This is a genomic window from Plebeiibacterium sediminum, assembly GCF_026013605.1.
GTDB lineage: Bacteria > Bacteroidota > Bacteroidia > Bacteroidales > Marinilabiliaceae > Saccharicrinis > Saccharicrinis sediminus.
The window spans coordinates 17,563-38,491 of the sequence record NZ_JAPDPJ010000004.1 but is presented as its reverse complement, the minus strand read 5'-3'; the positions used below and the strand labels follow the sequence as shown (position 1 = coordinate 38,491).

At 33.9% G+C, this 20,929-nt stretch carries 14 protein-coding genes and 1 tRNA gene; 6 read left to right on the top strand and 9 right to left on the bottom strand.

Going from position 1 to position 20,929, the window contains the following annotated elements; genetic code table 11:
- Positions 1 to 75 precede the first annotated feature (75 nt).
- From sppA to OM075_RS03475, 4 genes are all read left to right on the top strand, one after another.
- Positions 76 to 1,845, top strand: a complete 1,770-nt coding sequence (gene sppA, locus OM075_RS03490; protein WP_301189083.1) for a signal peptide peptidase SppA — start codon at positions 76 to 78, stop codon at positions 1,843 to 1,845.
- Between the two features lie 59 nt (positions 1,846 to 1,904).
- Positions 1,905 to 2,975 (top strand): tetraacyldisaccharide 4'-kinase, encoded by a 1,071-nt coding sequence (lpxK, locus tag OM075_RS03485; RefSeq protein ID WP_301189082.1) that lies wholly within the window; start codon positions 1,905 to 1,907, stop codon positions 2,973 to 2,975.
- Entirely contained in the window at positions 2,956 to 3,768 is an 813-nt protein-coding gene (locus OM075_RS03480) for a purine-nucleoside phosphorylase (RefSeq protein WP_301189081.1), read from the top strand. Before lpxK ends, OM075_RS03480 begins: the two co-directional genes overlap by 20 nt.
- Before the next feature lie 268 nt (positions 3,769 to 4,036).
- Positions 4,037 to 6,169: a M3 family metallopeptidase gene (locus OM075_RS03475; RefSeq protein WP_301189080.1), complete on the top strand. Its 2,133-nt coding sequence runs from the start codon at positions 4,037 to 4,039 to the stop codon at positions 6,167 to 6,169.
- 64 nt (positions 6,170 to 6,233) lie between these two features.
- Here OM075_RS03475 and OM075_RS03470 read toward each other — a convergent pair whose 3' ends face one another.
- The gene (locus tag OM075_RS03470) at positions 6,234 to 8,810 is read right to left on the bottom strand and encodes an Ig-like domain-containing protein (protein ID WP_301189079.1); all 2,577 of its coding nucleotides are present in this window, start codon (positions 8,808 to 8,810) and stop codon (positions 6,234 to 6,236) included.
- Positions 8,811 to 9,018: 208 nt separating this feature from the next.
- Here OM075_RS03470 and OM075_RS03465 point away from each other — a divergent pair, with 208 nt between their 5' ends.
- Positions 9,019 to 10,026 (top strand): aspartate-semialdehyde dehydrogenase, encoded by a 1,008-nt coding sequence (locus tag OM075_RS03465; protein WP_301189078.1) that lies wholly within the window; start codon positions 9,019 to 9,021, stop codon positions 10,024 to 10,026.
- Positions 10,027 to 10,090: 64 nt separating this feature from the next.
- Here OM075_RS03465 and hflX read toward each other — a convergent pair whose 3' ends face one another.
- On the bottom strand, positions 10,091 to 11,317 hold the full coding sequence (hflX, locus tag OM075_RS03460) for a GTPase HflX (RefSeq protein WP_301189077.1): 1,227 nt from the start codon (positions 11,315 to 11,317) through the stop codon (positions 10,091 to 10,093).
- Between the two features lie 78 nt (positions 11,318 to 11,395).
- Positions 11,396 to 12,076 (bottom strand): energy transducer TonB, encoded by a 681-nt coding sequence (locus OM075_RS03455; RefSeq protein WP_301189076.1) that lies wholly within the window; start codon positions 12,074 to 12,076, stop codon positions 11,396 to 11,398.
- A gap of 283 nt (positions 12,077 to 12,359) precedes the next feature.
- Between OM075_RS03455 and OM075_RS03450 the strand changes: the two genes are divergently transcribed.
- Positions 12,360 to 12,433 (top strand) — tRNA-Ala (locus OM075_RS03450).
- Positions 12,434 to 12,589: 156 nt separating this feature from the next.
- On the opposite strand, the gene OM075_RS03445 is transcribed toward OM075_RS03450, so the two are convergent.
- From OM075_RS03445 to OM075_RS03420, 6 genes are all read right to left on the bottom strand, one after another.
- Complete coding sequence (locus OM075_RS03445) at positions 12,590 to 13,231, bottom strand: DUF6266 family protein (protein ID WP_301189075.1); 642 nt, start codon at positions 13,229 to 13,231, stop codon at positions 12,590 to 12,592.
- A gap of 1,203 nt (positions 13,232 to 14,434) precedes the next feature.
- Positions 14,435 to 14,896: a hypothetical protein gene (locus OM075_RS03440; RefSeq protein ID WP_301189074.1), complete on the bottom strand. Its 462-nt coding sequence runs from the start codon at positions 14,894 to 14,896 to the stop codon at positions 14,435 to 14,437.
- Positions 14,896 to 15,459: a Panacea domain-containing protein gene (locus tag OM075_RS03435; RefSeq protein ID WP_301189073.1), complete on the bottom strand. Its 564-nt coding sequence runs from the start codon at positions 15,457 to 15,459 to the stop codon at positions 14,896 to 14,898. Before OM075_RS03435 ends, OM075_RS03440 begins: the two co-directional genes overlap by 1 nt.
- A gap of 140 nt (positions 15,460 to 15,599) precedes the next feature.
- Complete coding sequence (locus OM075_RS03430; RefSeq protein WP_301189072.1) at positions 15,600 to 17,627, bottom strand: RNA-directed DNA polymerase; 2,028 nt, start codon at positions 17,625 to 17,627, stop codon at positions 15,600 to 15,602.
- Between the two features lie 69 nt (positions 17,628 to 17,696).
- On the bottom strand, positions 17,697 to 19,781 hold the full coding sequence (locus OM075_RS03425; protein ID WP_301189071.1) for a Piwi domain-containing protein: 2,085 nt from the start codon (positions 19,779 to 19,781) through the stop codon (positions 17,697 to 17,699).
- 23 nt (positions 19,782 to 19,804) lie between these two features.
- A complete protein-coding gene (locus OM075_RS03420) occupies positions 19,805 to 20,851 on the bottom strand; it encodes a PD-(D/E)XK nuclease family protein (RefSeq protein ID WP_301189070.1) in 1,047 nt (348 codons plus the stop codon).
- Positions 20,852 to 20,929: the final 78 nt, after the last annotated feature.

Genomic DNA, 20,929 nt, shown 5'->3' with positions numbered 1-20,929 from the left:
AAAAAGTTGGCTGCCAATTTAAAACTTTTAATACATTTGTTAGTAATTCGAACTCATATTTTAACCTTACATTTTATGGCAAAATTTTTCAGATCGTTACTATTTACAGTATTAGGTTCTATTTTTACTGCTCTTTTTATCATTCTGATTTTCTTCATGGTAATTGCAGGAATCACTTCAAGTAGTGAAAAGCAAGTGAAAATAAAACATAACACACTACTTACAATCAATTTAAACAAAGTAATTAAGGATCGCACTGTTTTTAATCCATTAACAGAACTAGTTGGTGACTCTCCTTTTAAAAATTCTGCCTTAGGTTTAAATCAGATTTTAAAAAACATTGAAAAAGCATCACAAGATGAAAATATCAATGGAATATTTTTAGAATGCGGAACTCCGGCAACAGGCTATGCTACACTAAGTGAAATCAGAAATGCACTAATTAAATTTAAAGAATCAGGAAAGTTTATCACAGCCTTTTCTCCAGACTATTCTCAAAAAGGGTATTATCTGGCTTCTGTAGCTAATAACATATACCTGCCACCACAAGGAATGCTTGAACTAAAAGGATTAAGTTCACAACGTACTTTTTATAAGGGAGCTCTTGAAAAATTAGGTGTTGAAGTTCAAATTTTTAAACACGGTAAATTTAAGTCTGCAGTTGAACCTTATATTTTAGATAAAATGAGTGAACCTGCTAAAGAGCAAACCATAGCATACACGTCTTCTATTTGGAACAATGTAGTTAATGATATTGCTGAAACGAGAAACATTAGTTCTGATAAAATAAATGAGATTGCTGATAATGGAACAATGTTTCTGAACAACCAATTATTTGTTGATGCTGGTCTTTTAAACGGCTTAATGTACAAGGATGAAGTAATTTCAGAACTAAAAGAAATAACGAATACAAAAGAATCTGATGACATTGAACAAGTTAGTTTATCTGATTACGATTATGTGTATCTTCCTAAAGAGACTAAGGGATTAATTAAAAATAAGATTGCAGTTATTTATGCTGAAGGAGAAATTGATGGAACCAGTGATGAAGGTATTAAGTCTGATGAGTTGAGCAAAACTATTCGTAAAGCCAGAAAAGATAGCTCTATTAAAGCTGTTGTATTGCGAATCAATTCACCTGGAGGTTCTGGTAGTGGATCGGATATTATTTGGCGCGAAGTAAAACTTTGTCAGGAAACAAAACCTGTTATTGTTTCAATGGGAGATGTCGCTGCATCTGGTGGATACTATATTGCATGTGCTGCGGATACAATTGTAGCTACTCCTACAACTATTACTGGTTCAATTGGTGTTTTTGGTATGATTCCTAACACACAAAAATTAATGAACAAGACATTAGGAATTACTTTTGATGGTGTAAAAACCAACAAATTCTCTGATGTACCAAGTATTACACGTCCATTTACATCGGATGAAAAAGATATTTTTCAGAACTATGTAAATAAATTTTATGAAGTATTTATTGGCAGATGTGCTGATGGTAGAAATACAACTACTGATAAAATTGATGAGATTGGTCAAGGACGAGTGTGGAGTGGCGAAAATGCAACGAACATTAACTTAGTCGATGTGATGGGAGGTTTAAATACTGCTATTGAAATTGCCAAAGAAAAAGCTGGTCTTGATACATACCGAATAAAAGAAATGCCAGAAATTGAACTTTCTCCATTAGAACAAGTTCTTAAAGACATGTCTACTGAAGCTAAAGCATATGCTGCAAAAGTATTTTTAGGTATTAACCTAAAAGAAGTTGAGTTCCTGAATAAAATTAAGGAAATAGAACCTATACAGGCACGTATGCCTTACAATATTGAAATAAACTAAGTTTTATTACTTTTGTATACCAAAGGCTACTCAAAAAAGAGTAGCCTTTTTTTCCGTTTATGAAAATACTGAAATACATACGACTTACTCTTTTCCCAATATCTGTTTTATACGGTATCATCATCCGTATTCGAAATTTTCTTTTTGATATAGGTAAACTCCCTTCAAAAAAATACCCACTTCCCTTAATCTCTGTAGGGAATATCACTGTTGGCGGAACAGGAAAAACACCATTAACCGAATTCCTGATTAAATCTCTAATTGAAAACTACAAACTGGCTTTATTAAGTCGAGGTTATAAGCGAAAAACAACCGGTGTAATTATTTCTGATGATAAAAGTACAGCTTTGGATATTGGAGATGAACCATTTCAGATCAAATCAAAATTCCCACAATTATTAGTTACTGTGGCCGAAAAAAGAGTTGAAGGAATAGATGCAATGTTGGAGCTCAATAATAAACCAGAAGTTATTATTTTGGATGATGCATACCAACACAGATATGTAAAACCAGGACTAAGTATACTTGTTACTGATTACAACAGACCACTATGGAAAGACCTGATGCTACCTGCAGGAGAATTACGAGAACCCATATCAGGCAAAAAAAGAGCCAATATTATTTTAGTAAATAAATGTCCCGAAAAGCTTAGTATAGCCGAACAATGCAATATTATTAAAAGGTTAAATATTGACACCGACCAGTCGGTTTATTTCTCAACTATTGGATATCAGAATTGTATTTCGTTATTTTGCAAAAACAAAGTGCTCACTGATTTAGATTTGAAAGAACAAAACATACTATTAGTAACAGGTATTGCAAACCCAAAACCGCTACTCCAATATGTAAACGCTTTTTCAAATAATGTTGATTTAATTCAGTTTGCCGACCATTATCAATTTAAAGAAGTTGATTTACAAAAAATTGAAAAGCGATTTAATAACCTAAATGGGAAACAAAAAATCATTTTAACAACAGAAAAAGATGCTGTTAGACTTAGAGAAATTTTAAAGGTCACAGATTCAATTTCTGAATTTATATGGTATATCCCCATTGAAATTAAATTACTAAACAATCAACAAGAAGAGTTTTTAGACAAAATTGTTAAATATGTTAAGCAAAATAAATGAAACCGCTGATTTCATTGTTAAGAAATCAAATACAAAAGCCAAAATTGGTATTATTCTGGGAACTGGATTAGGCGGTTTGGTAGAGGAGATTGATATAAAATTCACTTTAGACTATAATGTGATTCCTAACTTTCCTGTTTCTACAGTTGAGGGTCATCACGGAAGATTGATATTCGGTATTCTTGGTGGAAAAGAAGTTGTGGCTATGCAGGGGCGTTTCCACTATTATGAAGGATACAATATGCAGGAAGTTACATTTCCTGTAAGAGTGATGAAAATGATGGGAATAGAAACGCTGCTTGTGAGCAATGCCAGTGGTGGTTTAAATCCTGATTTTGCTGTTGGAGATGTCATGATTATTGATGACCATATCAATATGTTTGGCACCAACCCATTAATGGGTAAAAACTTTAATGAATTAGGGCCTCGCTTTCCGGATATGAGTGAACCTTATTCAAAAGAGTTAGTAAAAAAGGCATTTGAAATTGCCAATAAAAACAACATTACTCTAAAAAGAGGAATATATGTTGGTACATCCGGTCCTACGTTTGAAACTCCGGCTGAATATAAGATGTTTCGCATATTAGGAGCCGATGTAGTTGGAATGTCTACAGTACCAGAAGTAATCGTAGCGCGACATATGGGCATGACTTGCTTTGGTGTTTCTATTGTTACTGACTCGGGAGTTCCTGGTGAGATTGTAGAAATATCACACGAAGAAGTTCAGGAAATTGCAGCAAAAGCTGAACCTACAATGACTTTCGTTATTAAGGAGTTGGTAGCTTCTTTATAATATCATATTTAAAAGGGATTCCTTTTATAGGAATCCTTTACATTTAACTCTACCCTACTTCCTAAATAAAACCACATCCCCTTATACCCCTTAAATTTTCGCAAAACACACTTGTAAACTGTGCCAATTGCATTTTAGCCCCATCATTTTATTATAGTCTAATATGTTTTTTCACATTTTTTAAAGAGCTTATATTTAAGGAATTTATAACTTGCAGCTTCCCTCAATAAGATAAGAATTCATTACTCAATAACATATCAATACAAAAATGAAACGATTAAAATTAACCCATCTTTACTTGTTTTTGCTGGTCGTGGCATTTACAAGTTGTCAATCATCAAATCAAAAAGACAGCGAATTGGAAAACAATTATCTTCTAAAGGAAAGCAACCTTCCTTATGGTGTACCAGACTTTTCAAAAATCAACAGCAGTGATTTTCTTCCGGCAATGGAATATGGAATCAATGAGAAACTTGCTGAACTAAAAGATGTAGCCGAAAATCCTTCTGCCCCAACATTCGATAATGTATTTATACCTATTGAAAAATCGGGAAGAACATTGGCTCGTGTAAGTGGTGTTTTTGGCATGTTAAGTGGAGCTTATACAAATGACACCATTCAACAGGCTGAAGAAGAATTAGCTCCAAAATTATCAGGTTTAGCAGATGCGTTATTTTTAAATGATACTTTATTTAAAAAAGTTGAAACGATCTATAATCAATTAGAGCAGTTAGATTTAGATGCTGAATCAAAAAAACTTGTTGAAGAATATTATCAACGCTTTATTTTATCTGGTGCAAATTTATCTCAAGAGGATAAAGAGCAACTAAAAGCCATAAATGGTGAAATTGCTCAGCTATCTACAAAATTTGCAAACCAATTAATTAGTGCAGCAAAAAATGCAGCTCTTGTTGTTGACAGCGCCGAGGAACTTGACGGATTATCTGAAGGTGAAATCAAAGCAGCACAAAACAATGCTACAAAAAATAATCTTGAAGGAAAATATCAACTTCCTCTTCAAAATACAACTCAGCAACCTTATCTTACTTATCTTAAAAACAGAGATACGAGAGAAAAATTATTCAAACTTTCTTGGTATAGAGCTGAAAAAGGTGATGAAAATGATACCCGTTCAATCATTGTAAAAATTGCTCAACTAAGAGCTAAAAAAGCAAATATTTTAGGTTGTGATAATTATGCTGAATGGACTTTAAAAGATCAAATGGCTAAAACGCCTAAAGCTGCATTGGATTTCTTAGACCAATTAGTTGATGCATCAATTAAAAATGGGAAAACTGAAGCTAAGGAATTACAAAAATTAATTGATCGTGAAAAAGGTGGTTTTAAATTAGCACCCTGGGACTGGAACTATTACGCTGAAAAACTACGTAAAGAAAAATACGATTTAAATGAAGATGAAATTAAACCCTATTTTGAACTATTTACAGTTGTAGAAAAAGGTGTTTTTTATGCTGCTGAAAAATTATATGGTATTTCTTTTAAACCTCGTACAGACGTTCCTGTTTACAGCGATGATGTTAAAGTATATGAGTTATTTAATCAGGATGGATCAACAATAGGTTTGTTCTACTGCGATTATTTTAAACGCGACAATAAATCAGGTGGTGCCTGGATGAGCAACCTTGTTGAACAATCTACTCTTTTAGGTACTAAGCCTGTTATTTATAATGTATGTAATTATACAAAGCCGGCAGCAGGTGAACCTGCATTAATCAGCTATGATGATGTTACAACATTATTCCACGAATTTGGACATGCATTACATGGATTTTTTGCAAACCAAAAGTATGTAACACTTTCTGGAACTAATGTTTCAAGAGACTTTGTTGAATTACCATCGCAGTTTAATGAGCACTGGGCACTATATCCTGAAGTGTTTAAAAATTATGCAATTCACTATAAAACAGGTGAACCAATGCCTGAAAGCCTGATTACAAAGATTAAAAATGCTTCAACTTTCAATCAGGGGTATATGTTGACTGAATTACTAGCTGCTGCAGAACTGGATTTACAATGGCACACCATTTCGGCAGATACTAAAATTGAAGATGCTCCTCAGTTTGAAACTCAGGCTTTAAATAATACGAATTTAAATATTGCAGAAATACCTCCTCGCTATCGCTCACCTTATTTTCTTCATATTTGGGGTAATGGTTATGCAGCTGGATATTATGCTTATTTATGGGCTGAGATGCTGGACAACGATGCTTTTGAATGGTTTAACGAAAATGGCGGATTAACACGAGCAAATGGTGATCGTTTTAGAGAAATGATTTTATCCAGAGGTAACACTGAAGACTTTGATCAAATGTATCAAAATTTCACAGGTCGTAAACCCAATATTGCTCCAATGCTAAAACATAGAGGCATTTTAAAATAAATACCCAAAAAAATCAGATACAAAGCTGTGCAACAAATGCACAGCTTTTTTTTATTCTGATAAATTACTTTTTTGACGTGCCAGTAACAACACAAACCAACTTCTCTTGCAAAACATCCCCTTTGGGAGAAAATATTTCTGCAAAAATGATATAGATTCCCATTGGTGCTTTTATATGATTTGAAAGAACTCCATCCCATTGAATAAATCCCTCGCTACTCAACAATTCATTATTAACCAAAGTTTTTACCGGAATACCATTTTTATTATAAACCTTAACGGTACCTGAATAACCAACATCCGGAGTTTTATAATCAATTCTAAGATAATCTTTATATCCATCAGAATCCGGACTAAAAGACTCTTCTTCTACCCAAATCCAATTTGATTTTTCGGACACCTCAGAACTTGAGTACTGAGAATTAGTTTGTGTGGGTGTGGCATAAAAAGCGGTAGTAGATGCGGAATGCCAGTTATTACTATTATTTGTTGGCGCATCAAAATTCAATCGTTCCAAAGAAACACCTTCCTGATTGCTTAATAATTCATAGTGCATATCTTCCGAATACTCAAAGTAATCAATCAAGCTTCCATTTTTATTTACAATAGCAATATTCCCTTTATCATCACTCAAACCGGGTATATCACACTCAATAATCAGTTCTTTTATAGCATTATTATAATAGCTTATAATCTTAGACTTATCCTTACAAACAACCCAAAAATCACCCGGGAAGATTAACTGATTATTGGAACTTAAAGCATATAACTTTTCTGGCCGGCCATCCTCAATACTCGACAAGTAGATATCATCCAAATTGATAATTTTATCCGAACGGTTATAAATCTCCACAAAATCTACTCCTTCACTATAAGGATTAAACAACACTTCATTAATACACAAATTAAAAGAATCAATTTGTTCTGGCACTCCAACCCTCCAATCATAAAAATTACTGATGGCATTACCAGCATAATCTTTAATTTCATCTGATACTTCCAAACTATATTCTTTTTGTATGTTGAGTGCTTTATCCAGAGTTACATTAACTTCATGTTGAAATGTGGTATCTATAGTCACGTTTTCAAAAGCATATGATGCTATAGTAAAAGATGAACTTTTTATTGTTTGTACATCCAATGCCTCATTAAAATGTAACTTAAAATTTTGATCATCTATAAAGGATAGATATTGTATTTCAGGTTGACTAACATCAATATTAATTGTATGGTTTGAATTCTCAGCTCCGGGCGTTCCTCCTTTTAAGTTTAGAGAATAATCCCAGTTATACGAGCTTAAATCCTGATTATCCACATCAATTTTCTCTAAAGACCAGCCACCATCCATTTTAAAATTCTGAGCGATATTTTTAAAAGGATACTGAATTGCATCAGATACAACATTCTCTTCATTCACCAATACAATTTCACCTTCCTGATTTGTTAAAGTGCCCATATCCGGAACAAAAACATTATTAACACCATCATAAATTCCTTGGTAGGTTGAAGACATAAGAACTGCAAATTGTCCGGATTCCAATTGATGCTGAGGTATAATACTTTCTTTACCATTAATTAGTACCCGGTATTGATTCAAATTGATAATATGTTTCGTATTATTATATACCTCTATATATTCACATTCTGGTAATTCTACCGCCGGACTTGGATCAACCATTATTTCAGTAATGATCACATCATATCTTTCGGGTTTAAAGTAAGTGTAGTAAATTGTTGTATCGCGGATTACATTTCCATATAAATCTGTAAATCCAGATAAATAAATTGCACCATTGGCTTTATTTGGAACTTTACCATTAAAGTCTATCTCAATATTACTCTGGCTCGTCCTTATTTCTGAGATATCAACATTTTCATCCTCAAACTTTATATTCTCAGCTATTACTGTTTCATTGAGTATTGGTTCACTAAAAGTCAGAACCAGCTCCTCACCATTAATGAGCTGATGTTGTAATATCTTTGGAGGTTCATAATCCGTATATTCTTCACCGGAAACTTCAATATATCCAAAGTGGAATTTATCAACTCGTGTTTTGGTATAATGACAGTACAATCCAAAATAATTACTTTGTTTTATTCCATCATCAAACACTTCTCCTTCCAAAACATATTCATTATCATCAAGTTTAGAGTACAGCTCCCAATTCCCCGCTTTATCCCGTTTTACTTTTACAGCAACATTACATGCTGAAAGATCTAATACACTATCTCTACCATCAATAATTTTCGTATAGCTTCCTCCACTACTTTTCCACAAGGAAACGTCATCAGAAGTATCTCCAATTTTAACATAATAGCCCTCCAATTCATCACTCCATTCATCACAATTACCTACTAAATAAACAATACAATAATTAGAAGAGGAAGGATTAAAGTCCATTTTAACTGAAAAGGTCCACTCGGCATTATTAATGGCTCCTGAAGGTGTAAACAAATAAGCAAAGGAACTTTCTTCTTGAGCATTTAAATCCAGACTTCCAGCACCCTGATTAATCAAAAACTGTTCAGTATTTCCTGTCCACTCGGGAGATGAAGAAAACGAACTCCGATTCCAGTTTTCAGAAATTTGAGCACATAAAGAGATCGGAAATAATAAAATGAAGAAAAAATATCGGATCATTGCGTTTGGTTAATTGTAAAAACTATATTTTTGTATGATAATTATCATCATCACCAACTTAAGACGGTTTAAAACATTGTCTTATTACACATTAAATTTATAATAATATTTTAATTTTTATTGTTTAATTAGCTATTAATATCATAAAATACAGACAATTAGATTGAAGTAGCTGGTAAAAAACAACACAAAAAGAAAACAAAAACGTATGAAAGTAGCAATTGTTGGTGCTAGTGGCGCTGTAGGACAAGAGTTTTTAAAAGTTCTGGAAGAGCGTAATTTTCCGTTGGATGAATTGGTTTTATTTGGTTCAGCCAGAAGTGCTGGTAATAAATACACCTTCAAGGGAAAAGAGTTAGTAGTTAAAGAACTTTGCCACAATGATGATTTCAAAGATATTGATATCGCTTTAACTTCTGCAGGAGGAGGAACATCAAAAGATTTTGCTGAAACGATCACTAAACATGGTGCCATTATGATCGACAATTCAAGTGCTTTCAGAATGGATGATGATGTGCCTTTAGTTGTACCTGAAGTTAATGCTGAAGATTGTAAAAATATACCACGAAATATTATTGCCAATCCAAATTGTACAACAATTCAAATGGTTGTGGCACTAAAAGCATTAGAAAATATTTCTCATATTAAAAGAGTTCATGTTTCTACTTATCAATCGGCTAGTGGTGCCGGAGCAATGGGTATGGCAGAATTAGAGCAGCAAGTAAAAGAGTTTGCAGCTAACAAAGATTTAACTGTTGAGAAATTTGCGCATCAATTACTTTTCAATGTTATTCCTCATATTGATGTGTTTACCGACAATGGTTACACCAAAGAGGAAATGAAAATGTATAATGAAACTAAAAAAATTATGCATTCCGATATTGAAGTAAGTGCAACAACTGTTAGAGTTCCTGTTATGAGAGCTCACTCAGAATCTGTATGGGCAGAAACTGAAAGACCAGTATCTCCGGAGGAATACAGGGCAGAGTGTGAAAAAACAAAAGGCATTACAGTAATTGATACTCCTACCGAGAAACAATACCCAATGCCATTTAATCTTGCTGGTGAAGATGATGTTTTCGTTGGTAGAATTCGTAAAGACTTATCAAATCCTAACGGAATTACCTTTTGGTGTGTTAGTGATCAAATTAAAAAAGGTGCTGCATTAAATGCTGTTCAAATTGCAGAATACATGATTGAACAAAAGCTTGTTTAATAAACAGGAATTATTAGTTAAAAGTCATATTACAAAAAAAGGCTACCAATGGTAGCCTTTTTTTTTATTCAATATCATCATTATCCTCAAAAGAAATATTTGGGTACAGAAAATCATTATATGGAAAACGTGCCGTATGTATCTTTCTGACTTCATTATATATCAACTCCTTAAAATCGTTCAGATTATCTTTATTTTTAGCTGATATAAATACAGTATCTAAGTCTTTGGCCATCCAGGTTTTCTTCAGGTCTTCCAGCGAATAGTTTTCTTGCAGAATTGGAGTAAGATCATCGGCATCTTTAGGTATATAATGAAAAGCATCAATCTTATTAAATACCATTACCATCTTTTTCTCCGTATTGTCAATCTCTTGTAAAGTTTGATTCACAATTTCTATTTGTTGTTCAAAGCCTGAATGTGAAATATCTACAACATGAACTAAGATATCTGCTTCACGAACCTCATCTAATGTTGACTTAAAAGAATCTACAAGATGGTGAGGTAATTTCCTTATAAATCCCACTGTATCAGCAACTAAAAATGGAAGATTACTAATGACAACCTTACGAACTGTTGTATCCAGAGTTGCAAACAACTTATTTTCCGCTAACACACTGGATTTACTCAAAGTATTCATCAAAGTAGATTTACCCACGTTGGTATAACCGACAAGTGCCACGCGCACCATCTTCCCTCGATTCTTTCTTTGAGTTGTTTTTTGTTTATCAATCTTTTCGAGATCTTGCTTTAACTTGGTTATTTTATCTCTGATGATCCTTCTGTCTGTTTCAATTTCTTTCTCCCCGGGACCACGCATACCAATTCCTCCTCGCTGACGTTCAAGGTGTGTCCACATCCTTGTCAACCTTGGTAATAAATACTGATATTGAGCTAACTCTACCTGCGTTTTTGCAGCTGCTGTTTTTGCATTTTTAGCAAAAATATCTAATATTAAATTAGTTCTGTCGAGTATGCGCACTTTCAATACGCGCTCGAGGTTTCTTAATTGGGAAGGACTTAGTTCATCATCAAATATCACAGAATGAACCTCATGAACCTTAACCCCTTCTAAAACTTCATCTAATTTTCCACTACCTACATAATACTTATTATCTGGCATTGGTAAATTTTGAGTATACCTTGCCACTGGAATAGCCCCGGCTGTTTCAGCTAAAAAGGCTAACTCATCTAAATATTCATTTAGTAATGGCTCTGTAATACCTGGCGTTTTAATTCCGACCAATATTACCTTCTCTAGTTCTTTCTTTGTTGATATTTGTTCTATCATTTATAATAATTAAGCGCACAAAGATACAAAAAAAGGGGCACCTAAAAAGATGCCCCTTAATATGATAACATAAATTTGTTACTGCAATACAAAGTTGATAGGTACAGTATATGATACCTTTACAGCTTTACCACGTTGTTTACCTGGTTTCCATTTAGGCATTGATTGTACCACTCGGATAGCCTCTTTGTCTAAGTTAGGATCCACACCACGTGCAACTTTTACTTGCTCAACAGCACCAGTTGTACTTACAACAAACTGAACGTAAACACGTCCTTGAATACCATTTTCCTGTGCAATTACAGGATATTTTACAGACTGAGCAATAAATTTTCTCAATTCTGTATCCCCACCTGGGAATTGTGGCATTTCTTCTACGATAAAAAATACAGGAGCATCATCAGTCTCTTCTTCTTCCAAAGCTACTTCAAACTCAACCTCAGTATCTTCATCAATCTCAGTATCTTCAATATCAAGCTCTTCTTCAAGCTCAACATCATCATCCACAATGTTCAACACATCTGTAACTTGTGGTGGTGGCGGTGGTGGTGGCGGTTTCACTTCTTCCTGTCTGGTGATAGGAACAATTTCCTCCTCAGCCTCTACGTCTTCAACCATTTGAAACTGATCACTGCTAACATCTGTAGTTGACCATTCAAAAGCAGCAAAAACAAGAGCCAAAACCACTACTAAACCGATCTGCATGAAAACCCTTTTCTTGTTTTCCAGATCTGCCTTTGGCGACTTTTTTACTTCCATAATAAAATTAATTTTGATGCCTAAAGTTAGCCATTAAAAAATGACTTATCAATTTATTTACTTGTAATAATGCTTAAATAAAATTTGAGTGCATAAAAATAGAACTTTATTATAAAAAACGAATGTATTTGAACTTTTTTTTCAATTTTAACGTTCATTTAGATTGATTTTATGAAAGGAAAATAATGCTATATGTTATGGAACAGAAATTAAATAATTATTATCTGAATAAAATCTTCGATATATTAAAAAATAATTTAAATTTGCATCGCAAAAAATAATTGGGGGATTAGCTCAGTTGGCTAGAGCGTTTGACTGGCAGTCAAAAGGTCAGCGGTTCGATTCCGCTATTCTCCACATTGAAAATAAAGGCGTTCGGAGGCTTCCACTCTGGGCGCTTTTTTGTTGATACATACCAGATACATACAAAATCATATATAATAGGAAGAGAAAGGCATAAAAAAACCACCTCGTAAGAAGTGGTTTTTAAAAGAAATCCGAAATTGATTTTGTTTAAGCAACAGTAACTGAACCAACATAAGCACTGTTTGAAACCTCTTTCCCGTCTTCTGAGATAAAACCAATAAAAACCTCAACTGTATCACCTGAAAAATCTGCAGGGACAGTGATACTGTCGGAAGTATTGCTTCTTCCTGCTCCAGCTGTTTCATAGGCCGCTACTCCTTTAGATGCATTGTGTACAACCAACAGTGCTTTATCGGTTGCGAGTGCATTGCCATTCCCGGTGTTATTGTCCCAAGTAAAACTCACTTCGCCTGGACTAGATGAAGTTGCTGCTGGATTTAATACTCCGGTTAAATTACCTCTACTTACCAATGCATTAGCATAGTCAATAGTGTAATCTGGATATGTTCCCGTTATTGCATTTTTAAGGTTGTAAGACATGGCACTATTAAACTGTGTCATCTTTGTAGCGTATAACTTATACCCTACTCTTACAAAATCGGTCATTGGTTGTAAAAACTTTAAGACAGTTGAGAACTTTGTTCGTTGGTCAACCTGACCCTCAGTTTGTGGATTGGCTACACTTGCAGGTTTTACTCTCATGTAATCAATTCCTTTCCAGTTTCCACCGATAACGTTTCCTACCTTACCGCTGAAACCTCCTAAGATACCCTGATTAATCTTTCCCATTATTAAAATATTTAAATGAAACAATCTTTCTTTTGCTTGGACTTGACACGGACTTGGTACGGTATTATCCTAGCTTTTCAGGGAATGTATATCAATAACTGTACAGTCGTATGGTTTCAGATTCTTATGCGTTTCAATGCATCGAAATACTTTGTCACAAATTCAATCTGACAGTCGAAGTGTAGGGGTGGCTTATTTGAATGCGTAAACAACTAATAAAACGGAAGGGATGAAACACACAAAAGGAAACGGAATAAATAGCGCAGCGGTTTATGCCGTAGTCTTTTGGGAGTGGAATTCCTGACTTTAAATTTGTTTTAGCAATCAATTAAGACTTGGGTAATCATAATTCAATAGCTTAATAATAGATGTCAGAATAAAATTTGTCGATTATTGTGTTAGAAATGGCGTGTGTTAAGGTAAAACAGCCTTGAGCTAGCGTCGGGAAAAGCGAAAAAACGAAATGGAGGAACGGAATGAAGTTTTGTAGCTGTGCGCGCGAGCCGACTGCGAGTGGAGCAAGGGTGGTGGATGCAAAAGCCCGAAGAATGAGGGTTGCAGACAGCTACCGTTTACGGCAGGGCTGGCGTGATTTTTTGCTGTTGCGAGGGAAAAGACAAGGGTAGCGATTGAAAGAAACGGAATGGGTGTGATGAAAAATGGAATGAAATAATTTTGGCATCAATGTGCGGTAGCTAGTTTTGAGGGTAGCTTGTTGCCAAATTGTGGAATGGAATTGCGCGAAGATTAATGGAGTGGAGAGAATGAGTTACTCTTGTGCGGGGTGCTGAAAGTGGCTGAATTGAAAGATTGAGGAACGAGAGAAAGAAATGAAGCGACTGCAGGCACAGGCCAACCTGCAAAAAGCATGACAGCCCGGTCAGCCCGAAGCGACCCGCAGGCGAGCCTAACATTATGCAGCGATAGCCCCCAATAAAAAAACGTGAGGAACGAACACCTTATTGGGTTTGGGGGATAGAGTAGCTGCTAGTGAGGAGGAAGAGAGTGTGTGTGTAGCAAAACAAGTGAACGGCATTTTGTGAGCACCTACCGGAGCGCAAGCAAAATGGTAAGTGAGCGTTACAGGCAAGGGCAGCAATAACAATTAAAAATCAAACAAATAATTGCTGCTTGTTTACCCTTGCCGGTATGTTTTGCGGAACAAAACGGAACGACTGACGAACACCGCTTTACCTGTTTATATCAGGGGGTAGTTGTTACTTCATCAGATGGATGAGACAATAAATATTCAGGTAAATCATTAGTATGACTATCAATAATACCTGTTTTTATCTGTGTATAATGGTCTAAAGAAACTTCTCCAGTGTAACTTAAAGTTGATGTTGAACATTTATTAATTAAATCAGATTTTGAAATGGTGTAATAATCATGGCAGTTAACATATGTATCATCGCTTAGACCATTTTGTTCATCTGGTTTAATGTAGACTAAACCTGAAAAATCTAGGCTATAGTTTTCAAAATGCTTTATCTTTTTCTCAAGCTGAGTTGTGCACAAAGCTAGGTAGTTATCTTCATCCTCAATGCCAACTATTATAAAATAATGAGGAATGTCGGTAGATATTAATTCAGGAGCTTCAAACTTATATATGGTACCTACTTGTAAGGTAGAATTTATAACATATTCAGGAGGGACAACAACCATTATTCAGATAAATAATTTTGAAGAGAATTATGCTCCCGATAAACACTTTTAGAAATTTCACTGCGGCTATCATCGTGAGAATAGCTTTTCTCACCAGATGGAGAATTAAAGAAATCTTCTATAACAATACCATAACTATTTGGAGTATTATGGTCTTCTAAGTCATCCTTATACCTTAGCCATTCAGGAAACTTATGAGACAAATCACGCAAACTAAATTGGTCTAATTCACCAAAGCTTGACCAAACCTCTTCAAATATTTCGATATCAGAACTAGAGAAGTAACGAGCATCAAACTCTCCTTCTGCAGTAATTTCATAACCTGCTACCCGAAAAATATCCGGAAGAGAAAACTTGGTAAAGTCCATTGTTAATGACGGAACAGGGCCGTGAGGCAATGCATTATAAGCATCTTTCAATACAAGACGCCCATACTTATTTAAGTGCATACGGTCAGCTAACCATAACAACTTCATCAATTTTAAACGATTAATCGTATTATCAGAAGACTTTAAAGCAAAAAATAATATTGCGTTTATAATTTTCTTCTCACGTATGCTCATACATTATCAACTTGAATAATTAAGATATGACAAAGGTAGTAAAAATAAAAATACGAATATCATTACATCTGAATGTCAATAAGTAAACTGTAAGTTTATAAAAAAACAGACAGTAATTGATTGATAAATTAAAGTGAAATTTACTTAAAAGTGTAATCCAAAATTTCCTTCATAGCAAGAGTAAATTTAGATTCGAAGATTAACTTTTGAAGCTCGATAAATTTAATCTTAATCCGGATATTTCCTTCTTTATCCTTATAGTGAGCATCTGTACGTTGATTACGAGCATCATTTACTTTTGTGAAATAAAATGATGCATAAGGGAAAACACTTTGGATAGAAGATATATTGCCCCCGTAGTTATCGCTCAGGGTAATAGTAGAAGTACCCTGATGATTTAATAGGTTGACAATTTGATTAAAGACTATCTCATTAAAAATATTTAATGCCATTAAAGATTTGGAAGGGTCAAATTCCATGGACTTATGAAATACACTAAAGTTATATCTCATTTCCTTATATTCAGAAATAACTTGCCAATTTGATTTATTAAAAAAGTCATTTTCATCAATGATAGCATACTTAGTTTTCAAAGTGGTTTTGACATAACTTGATTTTGTGTTCTTTATTATATCATTAACAAAATTATTAGTGTCAGGAGCTATAGATGGATAGCTAAACGTAGTCATAAAATAATGATATGCTGCCTGAAGGGCAATCATATTATCCCTATTTTTTAAGGCATTTTTTAGAACTCGTTGCTTAGCTGATTTTGACGATGTATACCTTGATTGAAGGTTTAGCAACTTTCGGTTAACAAAATGAAATTTGCTTGCTTCAATGCTTTTTATGAGTTCTATCTCGTTGTTGGCCTCTAGCCAATCCAATAAAAAATACTGAATTAACCAAAATGAATTATTTTGTTCAAAGTGCTTATCAAATAGAGACTCATCAAATGGGATATGGTTAAAATCTCTATATATGACAGCAATAATATGTTGAAATAAAAGACTATCACTATTAATTAGCTCTGTCATTTTAGCTTTTACATGTTCATCATTTTTGAAAAATTTTGACAAATAAAAGAGAACTGCATCAATGTGGGGATACAAGTGTTCTATTTGATTTAATAAAGCAGTTTTAATTTCTTCATCTTTATTCAGCTTATAAAGAGAGAAACGGATAATGGTCTTATTTAAGAACTCCTCATTGTCAGGATTACTAAAGCAACGAAGAAATTGTTTCTTCTGTTGATTATGGGTTGAAGACTTCAGTTTTTTTCCTTCCTTTTGATACTCATTAGCAATGTTTGAAAATTTTACATGCTGTACACTAAGCTCCTTTTTTATGTTTTCAACTTTTCGGGTACCAATTTTACTAGACTGAGGGATTAAACCATAATCTCGTGTAAGTAAATCCAGATATGCAATTGCTTTCTTACCTTCTATTTCATTTTTTGTTAGAATTCTTATATCATCAACATATCTCAGATACTTAACATCTAACCTCTTCGTTATAGTAATCTTTTTATCAACAGGAGTAAGATAAATGTCTGCTAATATTGATGAGGCCAATGGACCTTGAGGAATGCCGTGTCCTGTAAAGATATTATTGCGATGCTTGTCAATTGACCAACTAGCAAGGCACCTCCGTAGTAATTCGCAAATTTCATCTTCTACTTCAGATTCTTTTAGAAGTGTTATTAAAACCTCGTGACTTATTGTATCAAAAAAAGAAGCGATGTCAAAGTCAGTAAAATAGACATATCCTTCATTGAAGTATGATTCAGTAACTTTGTTATAATGCTTCCATTGGTCTTTCCATTTAGCCATAAAAAAGATACTGCCATCTTCGTCAGACTTACGATAAGCATTACCGAATAATGTATTTTTAGCCCGAAGCAGGTACAATTCATCATACACAACATCTGCTATTACATTAACTAAGGCTTGATAAACAAGCAAATCAAAAAATTCTAATAAGGTAAGAGGTCTTACTAGATTATTCTTTTTAGGAACATGAATTTTAGTACCATTGGAAGGCTCATATATTCCTTCCTTAATATTGTGAATTAATAAATTAATACTTTCTTCTAGAAAGAACCCAAAATATTCTATATCTGGCCTATAAAGGTTTTTATAGAGAGTAAAACCATCAACTGTTTGCAATCGTTTATAAGCTAGATAAAAGTTGTCGTATGTTAAGAATTTAGCGTATTGAATTCCCATAATATTACTTTACAAAAACCACATGTTTGTTTTACCGAATTCGGGGATGTCTTCACTTTCGAAATAGGGATACATCTTGGCAACCATTTCGGGGTATTTGACAGTGACTGGGAGGTTTTGTTGTTTGACTGATTTCCAGTACATACGGCTGAATTGATAGATTTGGTCTATCATATCTTTAATGGCAAGCTTATCATTTAGCAATTCTGACTTTGTACACTGAAAGCCTAACTTAATTGGGAAATGGTAGCTTTCTATATCATCGGCACCTGCATTGCGATACCTTGTGTTGTTGAATAGTAAATATTGGTTTCTGCCAATATCCAGTATTGTTCCGCTATACGGTATTAGTCCATCAAAACTGGTATCAAACGCGATGTAATCTTTTGAAGTGGTTTTATTTATATTAATAATGTAGATTGGAATATCCTTGTAGCCTAAATTAAAGAGGGCGTCTTTAATCGGCTTTATTTCTTCTTTGCTCATGGCCTTATAGAAGTGTATAACCAGGCGTTCAATATTGGTATTCTTCTTAAGGTATTCCTGTATGTAAATCTTAATTTTAGCACCCAAAAGAAATGAATCACTTTTTGAGGTGCAGCTAAATTCCTGAAACTCTCCGTTGTTTGAAAAGCTAAAAGCACTACCTATGTATTGGATGCCAAACTCCTGAGATTTAAATGCACCTACTCCAACTACTAATTCGTTTTTAACCGGGCTATCTAAACGCCAAGGAATACCGCCCACTTTAGCTAGAATTGCAGCTGCTATATTAGCGTAGTAATATGATTTGAATTTTTTCTCAAAAATGCGTTCGCGATAAATTGCTTGCGAAGTAATGTGGTGTTTAAGTAGGGTTTCTTTAACCTTGTAGTAAATCTTTTTCTTTTCGGTATCTTCCTCATCTTTATTGTACGGACTAATATAAATAGCAACGTATTGATGCTTTTCAATATCAATATCCGTGTTGTCGATGAAGTTATGTACAGCTTCGTATGGGTTTGACTTATCTTCAAAGGCAATGGAGTGTTCTTTATCCAAATCAAAACCTATTCTGATATAATCATACAAAGAAGTGCCATATAGGTCTGTCATCATTTGGCCATTGGGCTTTTTGTACAGCTTTTTCATATACATGAATAGCTGGTTGGCATGGTCTTTATCGTCTTTGTGATAAATAACAATGAATTTTACATTGGTATTTTCTGGTAGTTTATATGGTCCATGCTCCTTTAGGTTTTCTTTTGGCGTAAATACCTGCACTTTGTTTTCTAAACCTAGTTGGATAAAATTACTCTCTAAACGAGTGGAGTGAATACACCTATTAGGAACATCAATTAAGTCGGTAGATTTTAGATTTATGAGCTGCTTGAACTCATCATTATCAAAGTATTTTAAGATGAAATTATTAAGTCGAGGTAGTAGGTCTTTATAGCGATTGGCAAAGGGATTAGTAGAGTTTGAAATTTTGTAATGAGTCTCCAAGTCTTTATTTACAATGGGATAAACTTCTTGATGATTGTACTCGGCTTCTTCCGGTAAATCATCCATGTGATATAGTTCACCTTTATACAGTACCCTTGAAAAAGTCTCCTTACTGAATTCCCAAAGGTCATTTATACTATTATTTAATATTCGACTGATGCCATTGTGATAAATAACCAACTCCGGTTTATTTGTAATGTTTGCCATCTGAACACGAATACCAAATACCCGATATGCTTTGTAAAGCTCGGTTGATTTATCTACTTCATGAATCCAGACTTGGATATCATTGATAAAATTAGGGTTGACTATATCTACCTTATCCTTGAAGTATTGACGTATTAAGTGAGAATAATAATGCTTGGCAAATCTTACACTACGCGTTAAATCTATTTCGGCATGAAAATCGGCATTGTCAGAAATGGTAAAATTGGTGTATAAATGGTTTAGCTCTGAATTATTTTGCGTTTGTTCCTTTAGTTCAATAGGTGCTTCATGCAATGACAAGCAACTAAAGCCTGATTGTTGCTCTTTAAAAAATGAGCATGAAATAGGCTTTTGTGCGTGATTGAAATTGAGAATATTTAGGATTAGAGCTTGTTCTTGCATAGATAATAAATGAAATTACTAAACTATAAACTTACCTTATTTTTTGATACAAAAAGCTTTAATGCTTTTTGTATATTATCCAAAAACATAATCAAATCGTTATGATACTTTACGCTTGAAGAATGTTTCACTTCCAATAAACGAATGGTTTCTTTACCTTTCTTAAATCTAGGCTTAGTATAGTCGATATTATAAGAATTTAACGTTGGAGCAAAAAGGTCAATAATATAATCCCTAATGGTCTTGTCTTCGTCCGGGTGATTTTTCACTCCTAACCGATAACTAATTTTATAATTACCATTAGAAAACAAAATATCAATGTAAGGCTCAAATTTATACTTGTTGCTATTATAAATAACTTCTAGGTTCTCTCCTCCAAAATAAAATGCAAGTAGGTTTTCCCTTGGATTTGGAACAACCCCAGTTCCAGCTGAGAAACGTTCTTTGTTATCATTGAAAAAACCAACCCATGACCACCAACCCCATTTTGAGATTAGAGTATCTTTATAGTCCTCATATTCCGCTTTATCCTTTTGGTATTGGACATGTAAATTATTCAGATAAAGGTAATAGTCAATAAAGATGTTGTTCGTGATGGATGACCTTTCATTACAGTCCAAAACCTTTAATAAATCAAGTAAAGTAAATGGGTGATAACCATTTTCAATTTCGTGGGTAAAATCAGATTGAAATCCAGTTTTTAAGTAAATTGGCACAATTGTATCATAATTGAGTTTCTTAATCCGATTTAAGTATACTTCTAATTGATTAGAATGACTTGAAGTTGCGACCTTATCCTCTATGATTATGCCAATTTTCTTTCCCTTTAAGTGGAGCTCAATAAAAATATCAATCTTATAAAATTGCTGTTTTATTACCATGCTATCTATAGTTGATAGCTTTATTTTTTTGGTATTTAATAATGCTTGCAACAGAGATTGTCCAATTTGATGCAAGGCATTATCTGTTTCTTTATACGTCGACTCTGCCCATATTAGTAGCCATACTAAAATAGCATCTTGACTAAGTTCACTAGTGGCGAAATTAAATATGTTAGGTTTAGATATCATCTATTTATTTTATTTAGGATGTAGGATTTGTAGGATTCAGAGGAAAGGTTTCCGCTATTTCCTACATTTCCTCGTTAC

Coding starts and splice junctions, on each gene's coding strand:
- sppA (WP_301189083.1), top strand. CDS start 76: ATGGCAAAATTTTTCAGATCGTTACTATTTACAGTATTAGGTTCTATT.
- lpxK (WP_301189082.1), top strand. CDS start 1,905: ATGAAAATACTGAAATACATACGACTTACTCTTTTCCCAATATCTGTT.
- OM075_RS03480 (WP_301189081.1), top strand. CDS start 2,956: ATGTTAAGCAAAATAAATGAAACCGCTGATTTCATTGTTAAGAAATCA.
- OM075_RS03475 (WP_301189080.1), top strand. CDS start 4,037: ATGAAACGATTAAAATTAACCCATCTTTACTTGTTTTTGCTGGTCGTG.
- OM075_RS03470 (WP_301189079.1), bottom strand. CDS start 8,810: ATGATCCGATATTTTTTCTTCATTTTATTATTTCCGATCTCTTTATGT.
- OM075_RS03465 (WP_301189078.1), top strand. CDS start 9,019: ATGAAAGTAGCAATTGTTGGTGCTAGTGGCGCTGTAGGACAAGAGTTT.
- hflX (WP_301189077.1), bottom strand. CDS start 11,317: ATGATAGAACAAATATCAACAAAGAAAGAACTAGAGAAGGTAATATTG.
- OM075_RS03455 (WP_301189076.1), bottom strand. CDS start 12,076: ATGGAAGTAAAAAAGTCGCCAAAGGCAGATCTGGAAAACAAGAAAAGG.
- OM075_RS03445 (WP_301189075.1), bottom strand. CDS start 13,231: ATGGGAAAGATTAATCAGGGTATCTTAGGAGGTTTCAGCGGTAAGGTA.
- OM075_RS03440 (WP_301189074.1), bottom strand. CDS start 14,896: ATGGTTGTTGTCCCTCCTGAATATGTTATAAATTCTACCTTACAAGTA.
- OM075_RS03435 (WP_301189073.1), bottom strand. CDS start 15,459: ATGAGCATACGTGAGAAGAAAATTATAAACGCAATATTATTTTTTGCT.
- OM075_RS03425 (WP_301189071.1), bottom strand. CDS start 19,781: ATGCAAGAACAAGCTCTAATCCTAAATATTCTCAATTTCAATCACGCA.
- OM075_RS03420 (WP_301189070.1), bottom strand. CDS start 20,851: ATGATATCTAAACCTAACATATTTAATTTCGCCACTAGTGAACTTAGT.